Below are 13,750 nucleotides of genomic sequence, written 5' to 3' on the forward strand. Positions count from 1 at the left end.
CGGCCCCTCCTACCGGTAACCGGTGGCCTGGCGCAACGCCGCGACCATGTCATCGGTGGTGATATACGACCCGCCGGTGCGCTCGGCGATCGTCCGGAGCGTGTCCTGTTGCACCGCGGAGCCGAATCCGATGACCACCACCGGGACTCCGGTGCGGGCGATGTCGTCGAGGCCTCGGCCGCCTTCGGTGTCGGCGCCGTCGGTCATGAGGATGACGAGACGTTTTCGTTCCGGATCGGCCGCACCGGTGAACTGGTCGGCGGCGGCGTCGAGGCAGCGGTAGATGCCGGTGTTGCCGCCCGGCTTGCGGGCGCGAACGGCGTCGCGCAGGCTCCGCAGGTCCGGCGCCGCATTGCCGCTGGTCCATCGCGCGGGGGCCGTGGTCTGGTTGAACAGCAGCACCGCCGTGCGGTCGTGCGGACCGATCTGGAGCAGGTACTTCTTCGATTGCACCGGATCGAACAGCAGGTCCACGGCCCGCTGCACCCCGTCCCAGCCGCCGTTGTCGGCCATGCTGCCGGAGGCATCGATGCAGTAGACCAGGTCGGTGGGAGTGCGGTAGACGGTCTGGTAGTTCTCCAGCGCGGCGTCGATGACCGGAGCGGCCGGATACGTGATCGGCTGTTCGGTGATCGTCGCGCGGATGCCCCAGGCTGGATCGAAGACCACACGCGGTGCGCCCGGCAGCGACAGCCCGATGCTGGTGATCGGCCGCCGCCCCAACTGCACCAGCCGCTGCTGGGTATCCGCCGAAAGCAAGAAGTCTTGTAGTTCGCGGAAATTCGCGAGCTTCTCCGGATTGTCGCCGTGCGGCAGGAATCCCAGCGGCGCGTCCGAGATCGCGAGTGCGCCCTTGGGGTAGATGGCGTACAGGGGTTCCTTACCCGCCCGCACCAATTGCTGGTTGCGCTCGATCACCAGATCCTCGTACGTGAACATCGTTTTGCACTGTTGCGGTGCGGCCAGGCATTCGTCCATGAGCAGCCCGGTGGACGGCGGCGTCTTCCCGAAAGCCCGTGTCAGACGCGTTATCCCGGCACGAACCTGCTCCGAATCGAGTTGCGGCCGGGTCAGCGGCACACCGGGATCGTTGCCTGCGAAGTAGTTGAGGAAACCCAGCAGCACGGTCGCGCCGGAATTGGACTGGGTCGGATTCGTCATCCACGTCGTGGTTTTCTTTGCCTCGACCGCCGCCAGGATCTCCTCGACGCCCACCTCCCGCCCGGTGAATCCCAGCGCGTCCAACTCGCTACGCGGACCTGCGAATACCAGTGGCGTGCTGAACATGGGTTGCACTTGCCGCAGGCGGTGTGCGGTATCACCCAATTGCTGGAAAACGCTGCTGGCGAACCAGAATCCGTCGTATGGCGCGTCGCCGGACTCCAGCAGCCGAGCTTGATCCACCGATCCCAGGCGGGTCATGGTGCAGATCAGCTTCTGGTCCCGGCACCACGGCTGCACGACCTGCTCGAATACCGCGTCGTGCTCGGAGCCCGCCACGATGTTCAGCACCCTCGCATCGGCGTTGTACGCACGGACAGGTCCGGACTTGCGATCCTCCCCGCAACCCGACAGCAGACCACAGAGCGTGAAAATTATTACGGCAAGCACTGATGTGCGGCGATACGGCAATTCGCCACCTTCCCCTCGATGACGCGATCGTAAACGCAGCCGACGGCGGAAACGGTGAACTACCAGTAACGTCCAGGGGAATCCTCGTCCATGCCGCGATCGCGGATCCCGAGAACCGCACCCTTCAGGGTGCATCGGCACGTCGTCTGCTCGATCCCGGCGCGGGTTCCTCGGGTGGAGCCGAGTTCGCCCGCGCAGCCGCGCCGGCGTGCGGCTCGAGCGAGGCACGCGGGTGAGCGTGGCACATGTCCTGATCGACGGGCAGGCGGCTGCCCCGGTGTCCCTCCCGCGAGCGAGCGTGTCCGGCCGTGCGGGCAGCCCATCGCACCCGCGGCGACCGGCGCTGAGCGCGCCCGGGCGAATTCCGATGAATAGACCAGAACCACCGTTTACTTTCAGCTATCGTCGGTGGCAGAGCAACCGCTCTGCGGGACGCCAGGGATGCCGGCACGGCCGTGAATCCGGACGTCCCGCGCAGGCCCGGGCGGTCGGACACCGACCGCTCCGTTCCACCGAGGAGCCGCATGTACCCCGGCGCACACGTCGACCGATTCCCAGAAAAACCGGCTGTTGTCGTCGCCGAGACCGGTGAAGCGCTGACTTATCGGGAGCTCGAGGAGAACTCGGTTCGACTGGCCCGGCACCTGTACGACGCGGGGCTGCGCAAGGGCGATCACGTCGCGCTGCTGTCCGGCAACGACCCGAAGATCTACGAGGTGTATTGGGCGGCATTGCGAACCGGGCTTTACATCACCGCGGTCAACCGGCATCTGTCGCCCAGCGAGACCAGCTACATCGTCAACGACTGCGGAGCCAGGGCGCTGATCGTATCGGCCGGTCTCGCCGACGCCGCCGAGCAGATCGTCCCGGAGACTCCCGCGGTCGAGCTCCGCCTCGCCTTCGGTGGCCCGGTGCCGGGATACAAGTCCTACGAGGAGGCGAAGGCCGCGGCGACGCCCGAGCCACTCCCGGACCAGCCGCGCGGCGCGGACATGCTGTATTCCTCGGGCACCACCGGACGACCCAAGGGCATCAAACAACCCTTGCCCGAACGGCAGGTCGGTGACGCGCCCGGTGACACCTACACCGCGATCTTCGGCCCCCTCTACGGATTCGACACCGAGACCGTCTACCTCTCCCCGGCCCCGCTCTATCACGCGGCGCCGCTGCGTTTCGGCGGCGTGGTCCACGCGCTCGGCGGAACGCTGGTGATCATGGAGAAGTTCGACGCCGAGCAGGCATTGGCGGCCATCGAGCGCTACCGCGTGACCCACAGCCAATGGGTGCCGACCATGTTCGTCCGGATGCTGAAGCTCGACGAGGCCGTCCGCGCCCGCTACGACGTGTCCAGCCTGCGGGTCGCCGTGCACGCGGCCGCTCCGTGTCCCGTCGACGTGAAGCGGGCCATGATCGACTGGTGGGGCCCGATCCTGCACGAGTATTACGCCTCGACGGAGGCAAACGGCGCTACCTTCATCGACACCGAGCAGTGGTTGCGCAAGCCCGGCTCGGTCGGCACGGCCGGTCTCGGCACCATCCGGGTGTGCGGCGACGACGGCGCGGAGCTGCCCACCGGCGCGATCGGCACCGTCTACTTCGAACGCGATGAGGCCCCCTTCGCCTATCACAACGACCCAGCTAAGACCGCCGAAGCGGTCCACCCGGACCACCCGACCTGGACCACCACCGGCGACATCGGCTACGTCGACGAGGAGGGCTACCTGTTCCTCACCGACCGCAAGGCTTTCATGATCATCTCCGGCGGCGTGAACATCTACCCGCAGGAGGTCGAGGACGCCCTCGCCCTGCACCCGAAGGTGCTCGACGTGGCGGTGATCGGCGTGCCCGACCAGGAGATGGGCGAATCGGTCAAGGCCGTAGTCCAACCGGCCCCCGGCGCCGAGCCCGGCCCCGCCTTGGCCACGGAGCTGCGCGATTATCTGCGCGACCGCATCGCCCACTACAAGGTGCCGCGCAGTTTCGACTTCGCCGACGATCTGCCCAGGACCCCCACCGGGAAGCTGGTCAAGGGCAAACTCCGCCAGCGATACCTGTGAGGTTTCCGGCCGCTACGCGACGTAGGTGAGGTCGGGCGGCCTCGCCCGCGCGCGTCATCAGGCGCGCGACGGCCTCCGCTACCAGCCCGGGCTGCTCCAGGATCACCGAGTGTCCGGCGCTCTCGACGATCACGAAGTCCGAGTACTCGACCGCGGCGGCCATCGCGACGGAATGCGACGGGGGCGTCATCAAGTCGGCGCCACCGCACAGCACCAGCGTCGGAATCCGGGACAGAAGCCCGAGAGCCTCGGTCCGGTCGTAGACCATGAGGTCGCTCAAGAAGCTCGCCATCGTGACGATCGGCGTCTCGTTGCGCATCGCGTTGGCGAGGGCGAGCACCCGCGGGCTCACCTTGCGATCACCGAATTCCGCGGTACGGACGAGCGGGGCGAACAGCTGACAGGCCAGCAGCTTCGCGTGGTGCATCGCCCCCGGCGCGAGTCGGACGGCCGCCTGGAACGCGGAGACGACCGGGCTGCGCAGCAGACGGCCGAACCCAGCGTCGGTGAGACCGCCCGAGGCGGTCGCGAGAAGGGCGACTCCGACGACGCGGGTGCCGATCTCGTGCGGATTCTGACCGGCGTAGGTCAGCGCGGTCATACCACCCATCGAGTGGCCGACGAGGACGACCGGCCCGGTCGGGGCGACGACATCGAGAACTTCGCGCAGGTCCCGGCCGAGCTGGTCGATGTTGTAGGTCCGCCGGGGCGCGGCGGCGGACTCGCCGTGGCCGCGGTGGTCATAGCAGACGATCCGAGCGCCTGCGTAGCGGCGCAGCAGCTCGTCGCGGACGTAGGTCCAGGACTCGCTGCGCAGGCAATGTCCGTGCATCAGGACGACGGTGAGGTCCGCGTCTCTCGGGCCGTATTCGCGAACCGCGAGCGCCGCGCCGTCCTCGGTCCACACCGTGGCACGCCGTTCCTCCGTGGCGGCGATCGTGCTGAGAGTCGACATGGGCTGCTCCGGTTCACTGGCGGTACTCGTCCTACTTTCCGCCGTATGCGCCGCCGTCATCAGGCCCCCGAGTGCTGGGCTCCGATCCCCAAGGGGTATGCCGATCACCACCAAGGTGGGGCTGTTCGCCGGGGTGTTGTTCGGCCACCGGCGAAGGACGGGGCGAAGCCGCGAATATGCGGCTAACGCACCGGATCGACCCCGAGCACACCCAGGGCGAAATCCCCGTATTGCGCGGCCACTTCCTCCGGCGTCGCCGGGCCCGACTCGCGAAACCACTGGGGGATGGCCGTACACATGGTGGCTATGGCACGACCTGCCGCCCGAACCTGGGAATTGGCGATGCGGCCCTCGGCATGAGCCTCGGCGATCGCGTCGTCCAGGAGGGCTTGGATATCGCGGCGGGAGCGGGCGATGCGCGCGCGTTCCCCCGGAGAAAGGCTGCGCATCTCGCTGGCGCCGATGAAACCGAGGTCGCGGCGGTGGGTGTGGAACAAGGCCAGCGCTTCGACGATCAGACGCACCCGGTGGATGCTGTCGCGGCCTTCGGCGCGGGCGGCGCGCACTCGCCAGTGCAGTTCGTCCATGGTCAGATCGAGGATGCGGACCAGCAGGTCGTGCTTGTCGCGATAATGGTGGTAGAGGCCGGGAACGCTGGTACCAGCCCGCCGGGCGATGGCGCGCACGGTCGTGCCGTGGTAGCCGATCTCTACGAACGACGCGAGGGCGGCGGCCAGCACCGGGTCGACGTCCAGCGGGGCGAACTCGCGCCAGTCACCCTGCTCATCCCGCTCGGAATCGGCCCGGTCGGAGCTCGGGCGCGCCGCGGGAGAGGTGCCGCCGAGCAAATGAGCGACCGGCACGCCCAGCACATCGGACAAGCGAGTGAGCCGGGCGATCGAGATTCCGGTCTTGCCCGTCTCCACGGCGCTGAGCGTCGCCGGACTCACCTCGAGACGGCGGGCCACTTCGCGCAGCGACAGACCCGCGGCGCGGCGCGCGTGCCGGATCGCCTCGTGCGGCGCCACAGCCTCGTTTCGCATGTTGTTCAGAATAGCTGAACAAAAGACATCAACCACCCGCGCCGGAAACTTGCATGAATTGCGCTCTTTGACACCGTACCTGCCCAGTGGAACAGTGTTCAGACAGAGCGATCGTTCGGTCCGCGGACGAGGCGCTGGATGTCGAGGAGGAATGCGCGATGCCGATCGAACTGACCTATTCCGACGAAGTTCGGGCGCTGATCGACCGCACCCGGGCGTTCGTGCGGGAGACGGTGCTGCCGATCGAAGACGAGCACCTCGGCGACATCACCGCCGCGGGCGGCGACGGACTGCGCGTCACGCTGAACAAGCTCGCGCGCGAGGCCGGGGTCTTCGCGCCGCACGCGCCCGTCGAGTACGGCGGCCACGGCCTGTCGATGTCGGATCGCGCGCCGGTGTTCGAGGAGGCGGGCTACTCGCTGTTCGGCCCGACGGCGCTCAACATCGCGGCGCCGGACGAGGGCAACGTCCACATGCTCGCCCACATCGCCGACCCGGAGCAGAAGTCGCGCTACCTGGAACCGCTCGCCCGCGGCGAGGTGCGCTCGGCCTTCGCGATGACCGAGCCTGCGCCCGGAGCCGGTTCCGACCCGGCGGCGCTGGCCACCAGGGCCGTCCCCGTCGACGGCGGCTGGCGGATCAACGGCCACAAGCACTTCATCACCGGCGCCGACGGGGCCGGCTTCTTCATCGTGATGGCCCGCACGTCCGGCGAACCGGGACAGCGGGGCGGGGCCACGATGTTCCTGGCGCCCGCCGACACCCCGGGCCTGCGCGTGGGCAGGCATATCACCACGCTGGACCGCGCCATGATCGGCGGACACTGCGAAGTCTTCTTCGAGGACATGTTCGTCCCCGACGAGGCGGTGCTCGGCGCTGTCGACCGCGGCTTCGAATACGCCCAGGTGCGATTGGGTCCGGCTCGCATGACGCACGTGATGCGCTGGCTGGGAGCGGCGCGCAGAGGCCACGACATCGCCGTCGAGCGGGTCGCCCAGCGTGAAGGCTTCGGTTCCCGGATCGGCGATCTGGGCATGGCGCAGAAGATGATCGCCGACAACGAGATCGACATCGCCGCGACCCGCGCACTGCTGGTACGCGCCTGCTGGGAACTCGACAACGGAGAGCACGCGGGCAACGCCACCTCGATCGCGAAGACCTTCGCCGCCGAGGCGATCTTCCGCATCGTCGACCGCAGCATTCAGTTGTGCGGCGGGCTCGGTGTTTCCGACGACCTCCCGCTGGCGCGCCTCTCCCGCGAAGTACGGCCCTTCCGCATCTACGACGGGCCTTCGGAAGTGCACCGCTGGGCCATTGCCAAGCGTGCGGTCAGCGCGGCCCGCCGGGCGGTGGCCGACGGGTCTTCGCGCTGATCTACTGCGCGGATCTACGCCGGACAGGTCGTTCGTCCCCGACGTGCGGCACTTCCGGCTCGCCGGACGGAATCGGTTCCGAGCGCTGCCGGGTCGATCGGCCGCGCGTGCGATCCAGCGAGCGAGTATCCGCGTAACATGCGGACTTCGTGACTCCGCCGAGGCATCCGAGGGCGGCAGTTCGCCGGTGAAAGGGTCCGCCGCCCTGATCCGATCGAGTCCCCGGGATGATCGAAGGAGAGCCGCATGCCAGCGCAAGACCGCCGATACCTCGTCCTCCTGACTCCGGGTGACCTCGGCGACGACACCGTTCTCACGGCAATCCGTTCGGAGTTCTTCGACTGGCTGCGGAGATCCGGCGCGGAAGTCGTCGAGGACGGCGGCGCCAACCGATTGGTCATCACATCGTCGCTGGAGACAGCCGAGCGACTCACGAGGCTCGAGTACGTGCTCACCGTCGAGCCGTACGCCTAGGCGCCGGCTCGCCGGGCTGCCGCGCACCCCGATTATCGATCCGAGCCCGCCCTCGATGCCACAGGTTTGCCGCCGACCCCGCACCGGCCGCGACCGCGCTACCGACGGTCTCATCGGCTGCCGCATTCGGGCGCGGCACCGTATTCTCGGATGAATCGATCTGCACGACAACCGTATTCGAGGCGGACATGTCGCGATCCGAGGCATCGGCGGTGGCGGCCGGAGCTTACGCGTGGTTCCGGACGGCGGTCCGGCCAATCGATCCCGAATTGTGGGAGTCGTGGTGGCAGTGGCTGGATCGGAAATTCGGCGACGACACGACGATTCTGTGGACCGAGCCGTGGCCTCACGACTACTGGGTCGCCCACGGGGTGCGGCACGCCATCGAGGGGGTACCGCTCCCGCTCGCCTACCAGACCTGGTCCCACCGCGGCGCGCTCGACGACTGGCCGCTTTTCGGGGCGACGGAATGGGACCTGTTTCCACCCAGTGTGAGCCGTTCGACCAGCTCGGCCGCGCTCGATGACGTCCTCGCGCAGGCGGGCCCACTCGAATACGATCGCGAATACAGTCTTGCCCAGCTGATTTCGTTGTCGGATGAGCTACAGCGAACGAGTACGGAGGAAGCGTCACAAGCCCGCCTGCAATCGCAGTTCATCCGCGCGTGGCTCAGCTCTATCGTCGGAAACACCTTTTCGAGCATGTTCCGCGCGCCCTCCACGGATGCGGATCTGCTGTATCACGTGACGATCCGCCGGGTCGACCAAGCGATGGGTGCTTTCGAGCAGACACACCACTTGCGAATGGATCTCGCCGAAGCGATCGAGACCTTCTACTGCGCGACGTGGCCCGACGGGCTGCCGATCAAGGTACCCACGCAACAAGGACAATCACTCGAGTGGCGAGACCACTGGTTCTGGTTGTCGCGCGGGCTGGAGCCGGAGCGGCTGCGGGAAGCCGTCGGCATCGTCGCGAGGTTGCTGGTCTGTCCGCCGATCATGGACGCCATTGGCTATCTGATCAGCAGGGATCGCCCGGTCAGCGCGCTGGGATTGTGCGTCCTGCGCCGCTATGCCCTGGGACTGCGGACTCTGGCCTGGCTAGAAGCCGCCGCCACTCATCCGTGGCGGGATGTCCGGCTCGCCGACGTGGCGACCTTCGCGTTCGCCGCCATCGCCCCGTGGTGGCCACGGCCTTCCCTGGCGCTCAGCCATCGGTCCGGCGACACGAAGCCGGAACTGATGAAACTCGGTCTGTGGCGCGCCCCCGACGTCGCCATCGACGCGATGACAGTCCCCACCGGCGAGTCCAACACGGGCATGGTGTGGCGTCTGTTCGCCGCCACACCGGCGATCGCCAGGGTGCGGTCCGAGACCTACACCGCCAGCCTGTGGTGTCGACGCGAGGTCGAGTTGACCCAATATCTGCTGGACCGCTCCGATTTCCTTCGCGGACGTGTCGTGGCGGACATCTCTGTGCAGCAGACAATCTCGGTCGACCGAGCGATGTCGTCGCGCAATCTGCTACCGGATCGTCCCGAACCGAACCAGCCGTTGTTTCCCCCGTCCACTCTCGTCTTGGACGTACCGAGCTACCCGCCGTTGATCATCGATGTACTCGCCGCGGTGTGCACATTGCGGCTGCTGCGCACCCACTACGGCGACGCCGGAGTGGCCAATCGGATCGCCGACGAACTGGTCGCGGGCCTCCCCGTCGACCTACCGCCGCCGACCAACCATCCGCAGGGCTGGGATATCCACTACGCCGCCTTCGCAGGGCTCGGCCGACACAGCCGACGACACAAATCGCCGGTACGGCTGGCGCGGCGCTACCCGAAGCCCGAGGCCGCGTTGGATATGACGGAAATCGCCGAACAGGTTCCCGATCTGACGCAGGCACAGGCGGGAGGCGTCGACATACTGGCCGCTCTCGAATGGAATCGCGAGATCCGCCGGTGGTTCTCCGAGCACTGGGGTTCCCGCCGCACCGTGATCGATTGCAGGCGGTTCGATGTCAGCGGATGGAGCGATGACCCCCGCCATGCCGTCAAACGGGGCATGCTGCAATTACGTTCCGAGGCATTGACTTTCGTCATGCAAGTGGCCGGTCAGTCGGTGGACTCCTGGCCCGGGCTCGGGTACAACGATCCGCCGATTCTCACCGTCTACCTGCCCGACCAGCACAGTTGGATCGATGCTTCGTTCGCGCTGCCGACCTGGGTGGACGTCTACGCCTCGCTGCGCACGCTTCGTTTGGACCGCGCTCTGGTCGACGCGATGCGCACCGCACTCGATGACCAGTTCACTCCCTTGGCCAAGCTACCGAGGTCCAGGAAGCCCGCTGACGTGTTCGCCGTGCGGGGCGGCCCGGGCACCCCGCATCCCGATCGGTCCGTGACGGTCATCGTTCACCGCGACTGAGCGAAGCGGGCCCATGACGCCGGTCCGCCGCCGCCAGCTCTGCTGACGGCGGCGGATACCTCCGATGGGACGAACCGCGCGTGATTACCGCCCGTGCTGATGGGCGGACTGACGGGCCTCGTCGACGTCGGCTTCGGCTCGCGCCTTCTCGGCCGCGGCTTCCTTCCCGGCCGCCTCGCGCTGCGATTCCGCCTTGTCCTGCTGCGCGCGACCTTCGTCCTTCAGGTCCTGATGACCGGTGACGGTACCGGCCGCTTCCTTCACCTTGCCCTTGGCGTCTTCGACGACGCCCTCGACGCCCTCGCGAGCACCGCTTCCATGTTCAGCCACAACAACCTCCTGGAATATCGGAACAAGCTGACATCTGGCGCATACCCGGGAGACGGGCCTCGAATCCGGAGCGACGAAGTTCGGTTCGCGCGTCACGCTCTCCCGCAGGCAGGACGGGTCAGCGCAGCGGGGTGCTCGCGCCCGGTCCTTGCCGATACCGCGTCATCGTGAGCCGCTGCTCCCGGTCGTTGTACTCCGGAATCGGCAACGGGATCGCCATCAGCAGGCCCGTGCTCGGCTACGACGCGGGCGTGGTGGCCTGGCTCAACGCGATGATGCCCAACCTCGCGCGCGACACCTGGACCACGCTGCGCGATCGTTTCATCGACTTCGACGGGCGGGATGCGCGCCTGCGCGGCAGCTCACGCGCCCGCGTCGACCTCGGCAACTACAACGTGATCAACGGTGACGGGATGACGAAAATCTTTGTCGCCACCGCCGCCGCCGAGATGCGCGAATCCGACCTCGCCGACGCCCTGGTCCATGCCCGACCCGGTACCGAGTCGACGAGCGCAACGGCGCCCGGCGCTCGCGGGAGTCTCGACAGTGACCAACGCCCACCACACGCTCACCCGATTCAACCGGCCCGAGGCCTGCGCGATCTCATTCGCGGAACGGTGCCGCCCGAGTGGCGGACCGGACCGATTCTCGGCATCGCGCCTCATACGGATGTCCTGGTCGCCAAGGCGGTGACCCGACGGCAGTGCCCTCGAACTGGTGCTATGGCCCGGCCACGGGTCCAGACGGGTGCGGCTGGGGCTGCGACGGCTGATCCCCCGCCGCACCTACCGCGCCACCGGCGCGATCGCGCCGACCGTGGTCGCGGACGAGTCCGGCGAGGGCATCATCGAAGTCGACCTCGAGATCGCGCTCAACGCGGATCGCCGATAGAAAGATCCGATCGCACGCTCGATCCAGCGGTTCCCGGCTGGCACGGGCGACCCCGCGCGTGCCAACGTAGGCGCGCGGCCCGACCTGATGCCCACGCGAATCTCCTCCGCCGCAAGCGCTTTCGGCAACAACCGCACTGTACCGAGCCCCGACGGTCACGACACCAGAGGACGATGAACCAGCATACGAAGAGCCCGACCGCCGCGGCCCGCGACTACGTGTCCGCCTGCGCGACGCTGACCAGCCTGATCGACCTCGCCGCGCACCCCGCGACATCGCCGCGCTTGCGGGTGGCGCTCGCCGAGTACTGCCGCCGTCACGGCACAGCCGATCCCGGATTGGCGGCGAGTTTGTCCTTCTGGAAACAGCGCCGTGCCTCCTTGACGCCCGCCGATTACGCGGCGATCCGCGCCGTCCTCTCCCGCGACGGCGCGATCCTCTACGCGTTCCACGACTGATCGCCGCAAGGAAGTGGGGTTCCTCCCCACTGCCCACGTGCAATTCGCGTTTCGCTCACGTACACGCTTCTTCGGCCCCTTCTGGCACGGCGATGCCATCCGGTCAAACGGCCCGCGTTCGACTGCCCCTCGCCGAGACGGTGCCGGTCGATCAGCGACCGCCTATTGCTGCGTGCCGACGCCGCCGATGCCCGACAGCGTCAGTTCGACGGGTTCGCGCGGCTGACCGGGACGGAATACGCAGCGAGTACAGGTGTAGATCGTGGGCATGCACTCGTTGCAGTGCACGCACGCCGACCGCGTCGACGCATCCGATTGGATGCGTCGCAACAGATTCGGTTCCCGCAGCAGCGCACGGCCCATGGCGACGAACTCGAAGCCTTCTGCCCGCGCGAGCCGCATGGTGTCGAGATTCGTGATGCCACCCAGCAGGATCAGCGGCATCGACAATTCCCTGCGGAAGTGCCGTGCGCGCTCGAGCAGATACGCCTCCCGGTACGGATACTCCTTCAGGAATGCCTTGCCGACCATACGGAATCCCCATCGCGCGGGCACCGGGAGAACGTCGCCGAAAGATTTCCGCGGGGCGTCACCGTGGAACAGCAGCATCGGGTTGAGCAGCGAACTGCCCGCCGTCAGTTCCAGCGCGTCCAGGCTGCCGTCGGCTTCCAGCCACGCGGCGACCTGGATCGACTCGGGCACGGTGAGCCCGCCCCGCACTCCGTCTTCCATGTTCAGCTTCGCGGTCACCGCGAGCCTGCCGCCCACGGCTTCCCTTACCGCGGCGGCGATCTCACGCGCCAGCCGCGCCCGGTTCGCCAAGCTGCCGCCGTACCGGTCCGCGCGGCGGTTCAGTTTGGGGCTCAGGAACGAGCTGACCAGATAGTTGTGCCCGAAATGGATCTCCACCGCATCGAAACCCGCCTCCTCGGCCAGCTTCGCCGCGCCGGCATGAGCGGCCACGAGCTCGCGGATCCCGTTCTCGTCCGGGCTTCGCATCATCCGCATCGACAGCGGGCTGAACATCCGGCTCGGCGCCAGCGCCGGAACTCGGTTGGAGGCCGCGTTCGCCACCGGTCCGGCATGGCCGATCTGCGCGCTCACCGCGGCACCCGCACCGTGCACGGCTTCGGTGAGCCTCCGCAGCCCCGGCACCGCTTCCGGGCGTAGCCAAATCTGATGCCGGTCGGTCCGACCGCCGGGAGCGACCGCGCAATAGGCCACGGTCGTCATCCCGACGCCACCGGCGGCGACCTCGCGATGGAACTCGATCAAGTCGTCGGTCACCAGCGCGTCCGGCGTGCGGCCCTCGAAGGTCGCGGCCTTGATCACCCGATTGCGCAGGGTGATCGGCCCGAGCTGGGCGGGTGCGAATACGTCGTTCATTGTTTCTCTCCTGTCGGAGCGGTCAATCCGGCCACCACGAATTCCCGGAGGGTGGCCACCGCCTCCTGCGACATCTCTCGGTGCTCCGCACTGCCGAATCGCATGATGAGGAGGTCGAACGCCAACATCCACCGGCGCCTGCTCTCGCGCTCGCTCAGGCCCGGCAACAGGCTCACCCACGCATCGATCCGGAACCACGGCTGCCGCCACTCGGTCACCTGCCTGCCGAGGACGAATTGCGCCAGCAGCCTCAGGTGCAACCGGCCCACCGGATCGGCGGCCAACTCGACGAACGGCTCGATCACCGCATCGACCACCTCGGCGATCGACCCGTGCCCACCGGTGACAGCGGCCAACCGGTCCGCCCACACCGGACCCAAACGCTCCTCGAGCAACGCGGCGACAAGGGCGTCCTTCGACCCGAAGTGGTAGTGCACCGCCGCCGGGTTCGCTCCTGCCTGCGCGCAGATACCCCGCACGGACACCTCGTCGTATCGGCCTTCCAGCAGCAGTCGCTCGGCGGCCGTCAGCAGACGATCGCGGGTGGTCGCGGCTTCGGAGACCGGTTTCGGCATGCGCCAAGTCAAGCACGTTTCCATCGTTGATTCAATCATTGATTGAAACTTGTTCACGCAAGCTCCGATACCGCGCCGAGCTGCGCCCTGGATGCCAGAAGTGGTGGACGAAAGCCGATAGAACGCAGGGTTTCACTGCACGTCACCAGGTCGTCA

13 protein-coding genes are annotated in these 13,750 nt (G+C 67.6%); 6 read left to right on the forward strand and 7 right to left on the reverse strand.

Annotated elements, in window-relative coordinates; genetic code table 11:
- Nucleotides 1–9: 9 nt before the first annotated feature.
- Nucleotides 10–1,632 (reverse strand): VWA domain-containing protein, encoded by a 1,623-nt coding sequence (locus tag ACIHAX_RS04700; RefSeq protein WP_397275833.1) that lies wholly within the window; start codon nt 1,630–1,632, stop codon nt 10–12.
- A 524-nt stretch (nt 1,633–2,156) separates the two neighbouring features.
- Here ACIHAX_RS04700 and ACIHAX_RS04705 point away from each other — a divergent pair.
- On the forward strand, nt 2,157–3,689 hold the full coding sequence (locus ACIHAX_RS04705) for an acyl-CoA synthetase (RefSeq protein ID WP_397275835.1): 1,533 nt from the start codon (nt 2,157–2,159) through the stop codon (nt 3,687–3,689).
- Here the strand turns inward: ACIHAX_RS04705 and ACIHAX_RS04710 are convergent.
- Nucleotides 3,658–4,644: an alpha/beta fold hydrolase gene (locus ACIHAX_RS04710; RefSeq protein ID WP_397275837.1), complete on the reverse strand. Its 987-nt coding sequence runs from the start codon at nt 4,642–4,644 to the stop codon at nt 3,658–3,660. The two genes, ACIHAX_RS04705 and ACIHAX_RS04710, sit on opposite strands and share 32 nt — an antisense overlap.
- A 182-nt stretch (nt 4,645–4,826) precedes the next feature.
- The gene (locus tag ACIHAX_RS04715) at nt 4,827–5,687 is read right to left on the reverse strand and encodes a TetR family transcriptional regulator (protein ID WP_397275839.1); all 861 of its coding nucleotides are present in this window, start codon (nt 5,685–5,687) and stop codon (nt 4,827–4,829) included.
- A gap of 158 nt (nt 5,688–5,845) precedes the next feature.
- Between ACIHAX_RS04715 and ACIHAX_RS04720 the strand changes: the two genes are divergently transcribed.
- From ACIHAX_RS04720 to ACIHAX_RS04730, 3 genes are all read left to right on the forward strand, one after another.
- Nucleotides 5,846–7,060: an acyl-CoA dehydrogenase family protein gene (locus ACIHAX_RS04720; protein WP_355070660.1), complete on the forward strand. Its 1,215-nt coding sequence runs from the start codon at nt 5,846–5,848 to the stop codon at nt 7,058–7,060.
- A gap of 246 nt (nt 7,061–7,306) precedes the next feature.
- On the forward strand, nt 7,307–7,534 hold the full coding sequence (locus ACIHAX_RS04725) for a hypothetical protein (RefSeq protein ID WP_355070658.1): 228 nt from the start codon (nt 7,307–7,309) through the stop codon (nt 7,532–7,534).
- Between the two features lie 188 nt (nt 7,535–7,722).
- Nucleotides 7,723–9,954 (forward strand): hypothetical protein, encoded by a 2,232-nt coding sequence (locus ACIHAX_RS04730; protein ID WP_397275841.1) that lies wholly within the window; start codon nt 7,723–7,725, stop codon nt 9,952–9,954.
- 84 nt (nt 9,955–10,038) lie between these two features.
- Here ACIHAX_RS04730 and ACIHAX_RS04735 read toward each other — a convergent pair whose 3' ends face one another.
- Both ACIHAX_RS04735 and ACIHAX_RS04740 read right to left on the reverse strand, forming a co-directional pair.
- The gene (locus ACIHAX_RS04735) at nt 10,039–10,284 is read right to left on the reverse strand and encodes a CsbD family protein (RefSeq protein WP_355070654.1); all 246 of its coding nucleotides are present in this window, start codon (nt 10,282–10,284) and stop codon (nt 10,039–10,041) included.
- Between the two features lie 362 nt (nt 10,285–10,646).
- On the reverse strand, nt 10,647–10,769 hold the full coding sequence (locus ACIHAX_RS04740) for a hypothetical protein (protein WP_364425799.1): 123 nt from the start codon (nt 10,767–10,769) through the stop codon (nt 10,647–10,649).
- A gap of 262 nt (nt 10,770–11,031) precedes the next feature.
- Between ACIHAX_RS04740 and ACIHAX_RS04745 the strand changes: the two genes are divergently transcribed.
- Together ACIHAX_RS04745 and ACIHAX_RS04750 are read left to right on the forward strand one after the other, a co-directional pair.
- Complete coding sequence (locus tag ACIHAX_RS04745) at nt 11,032–11,175, forward strand: hypothetical protein (RefSeq protein ID WP_397275843.1); 144 nt, start codon at nt 11,032–11,034, stop codon at nt 11,173–11,175.
- A gap of 173 nt (nt 11,176–11,348) precedes the next feature.
- Nucleotides 11,349–11,633 carry a hypothetical protein gene (locus ACIHAX_RS04750; RefSeq protein WP_397275845.1) on the forward strand — a complete coding sequence of 95 codons (285 nt, stop codon included), beginning with the start codon at nt 11,349–11,351 and terminating at the stop codon, nt 11,631–11,633.
- 162 nt (nt 11,634–11,795) lie between these two features.
- On the opposite strand, the gene ACIHAX_RS04755 is transcribed toward ACIHAX_RS04750, so the two are convergent.
- Nucleotides 11,796–13,019 carry an NADH:flavin oxidoreductase gene (locus ACIHAX_RS04755; protein ID WP_397275847.1) on the reverse strand — a complete coding sequence of 408 codons (1,224 nt, stop codon included), beginning with the start codon at nt 13,017–13,019 and terminating at the stop codon, nt 11,796–11,798.
- Nucleotides 13,016–13,594 carry a TetR/AcrR family transcriptional regulator gene (locus ACIHAX_RS04760; RefSeq protein WP_355070650.1) on the reverse strand — a complete coding sequence of 193 codons (579 nt, stop codon included), beginning with the start codon at nt 13,592–13,594 and terminating at the stop codon, nt 13,016–13,018. Before ACIHAX_RS04760 ends, ACIHAX_RS04755 begins: the two co-directional genes overlap by 4 nt.
- Between the last annotated feature and the right edge of the window lie 156 nt (nt 13,595–13,750).

This window comes from Nocardia sp. NPDC051929, from assembly GCF_044548645.1.
Classification (GTDB): Bacteria; Actinomycetota; Actinomycetes; order Mycobacteriales; family Mycobacteriaceae; genus Nocardia; species Nocardia sichangensis.

What these genes read in the sequence shown, in the direction of transcription:
- ACIHAX_RS04705 (WP_397275835.1), top strand. Translation starts at nt 2,157, where the DNA reads ATGTACCCCGGCGCACACGTCGACCGATTCCCAGAAAAACCGGCTGTT.
- ACIHAX_RS04710 (WP_397275837.1), bottom strand. Translation starts at nt 4,644, where the DNA reads ATGTCGACTCTCAGCACGATCGCCGCCACGGAGGAACGGCGTGCCACG.
- ACIHAX_RS04715 (WP_397275839.1), bottom strand. Translation starts at nt 5,687, where the DNA reads ATGCGAAACGAGGCTGTGGCGCCGCACGAGGCGATCCGGCACGCGCGC.
- ACIHAX_RS04720 (WP_355070660.1), top strand. Translation starts at nt 5,846, where the DNA reads ATGCCGATCGAACTGACCTATTCCGACGAAGTTCGGGCGCTGATCGAC.
- ACIHAX_RS04725 (WP_355070658.1), top strand. Translation starts at nt 7,307, where the DNA reads ATGCCAGCGCAAGACCGCCGATACCTCGTCCTCCTGACTCCGGGTGAC.
- ACIHAX_RS04730 (WP_397275841.1), top strand. Translation starts at nt 7,723, where the DNA reads ATGTCGCGATCCGAGGCATCGGCGGTGGCGGCCGGAGCTTACGCGTGG.
- ACIHAX_RS04740 (WP_364425799.1), bottom strand. Translation starts at nt 10,769, where the DNA reads ATGGACCAGGGCGTCGGCGAGGTCGGATTCGCGCATCTCGGCGGCGGC.
- ACIHAX_RS04750 (WP_397275845.1), top strand. Translation starts at nt 11,349, where the DNA reads ATGAACCAGCATACGAAGAGCCCGACCGCCGCGGCCCGCGACTACGTG.
- ACIHAX_RS04755 (WP_397275847.1), bottom strand. Translation starts at nt 13,019, where the DNA reads ATGAACGACGTATTCGCACCCGCCCAGCTCGGGCCGATCACCCTGCGC.
- ACIHAX_RS04760 (WP_355070650.1), bottom strand. Translation starts at nt 13,594, where the DNA reads ATGCCGAAACCGGTCTCCGAAGCCGCGACCACCCGCGATCGTCTGCTG.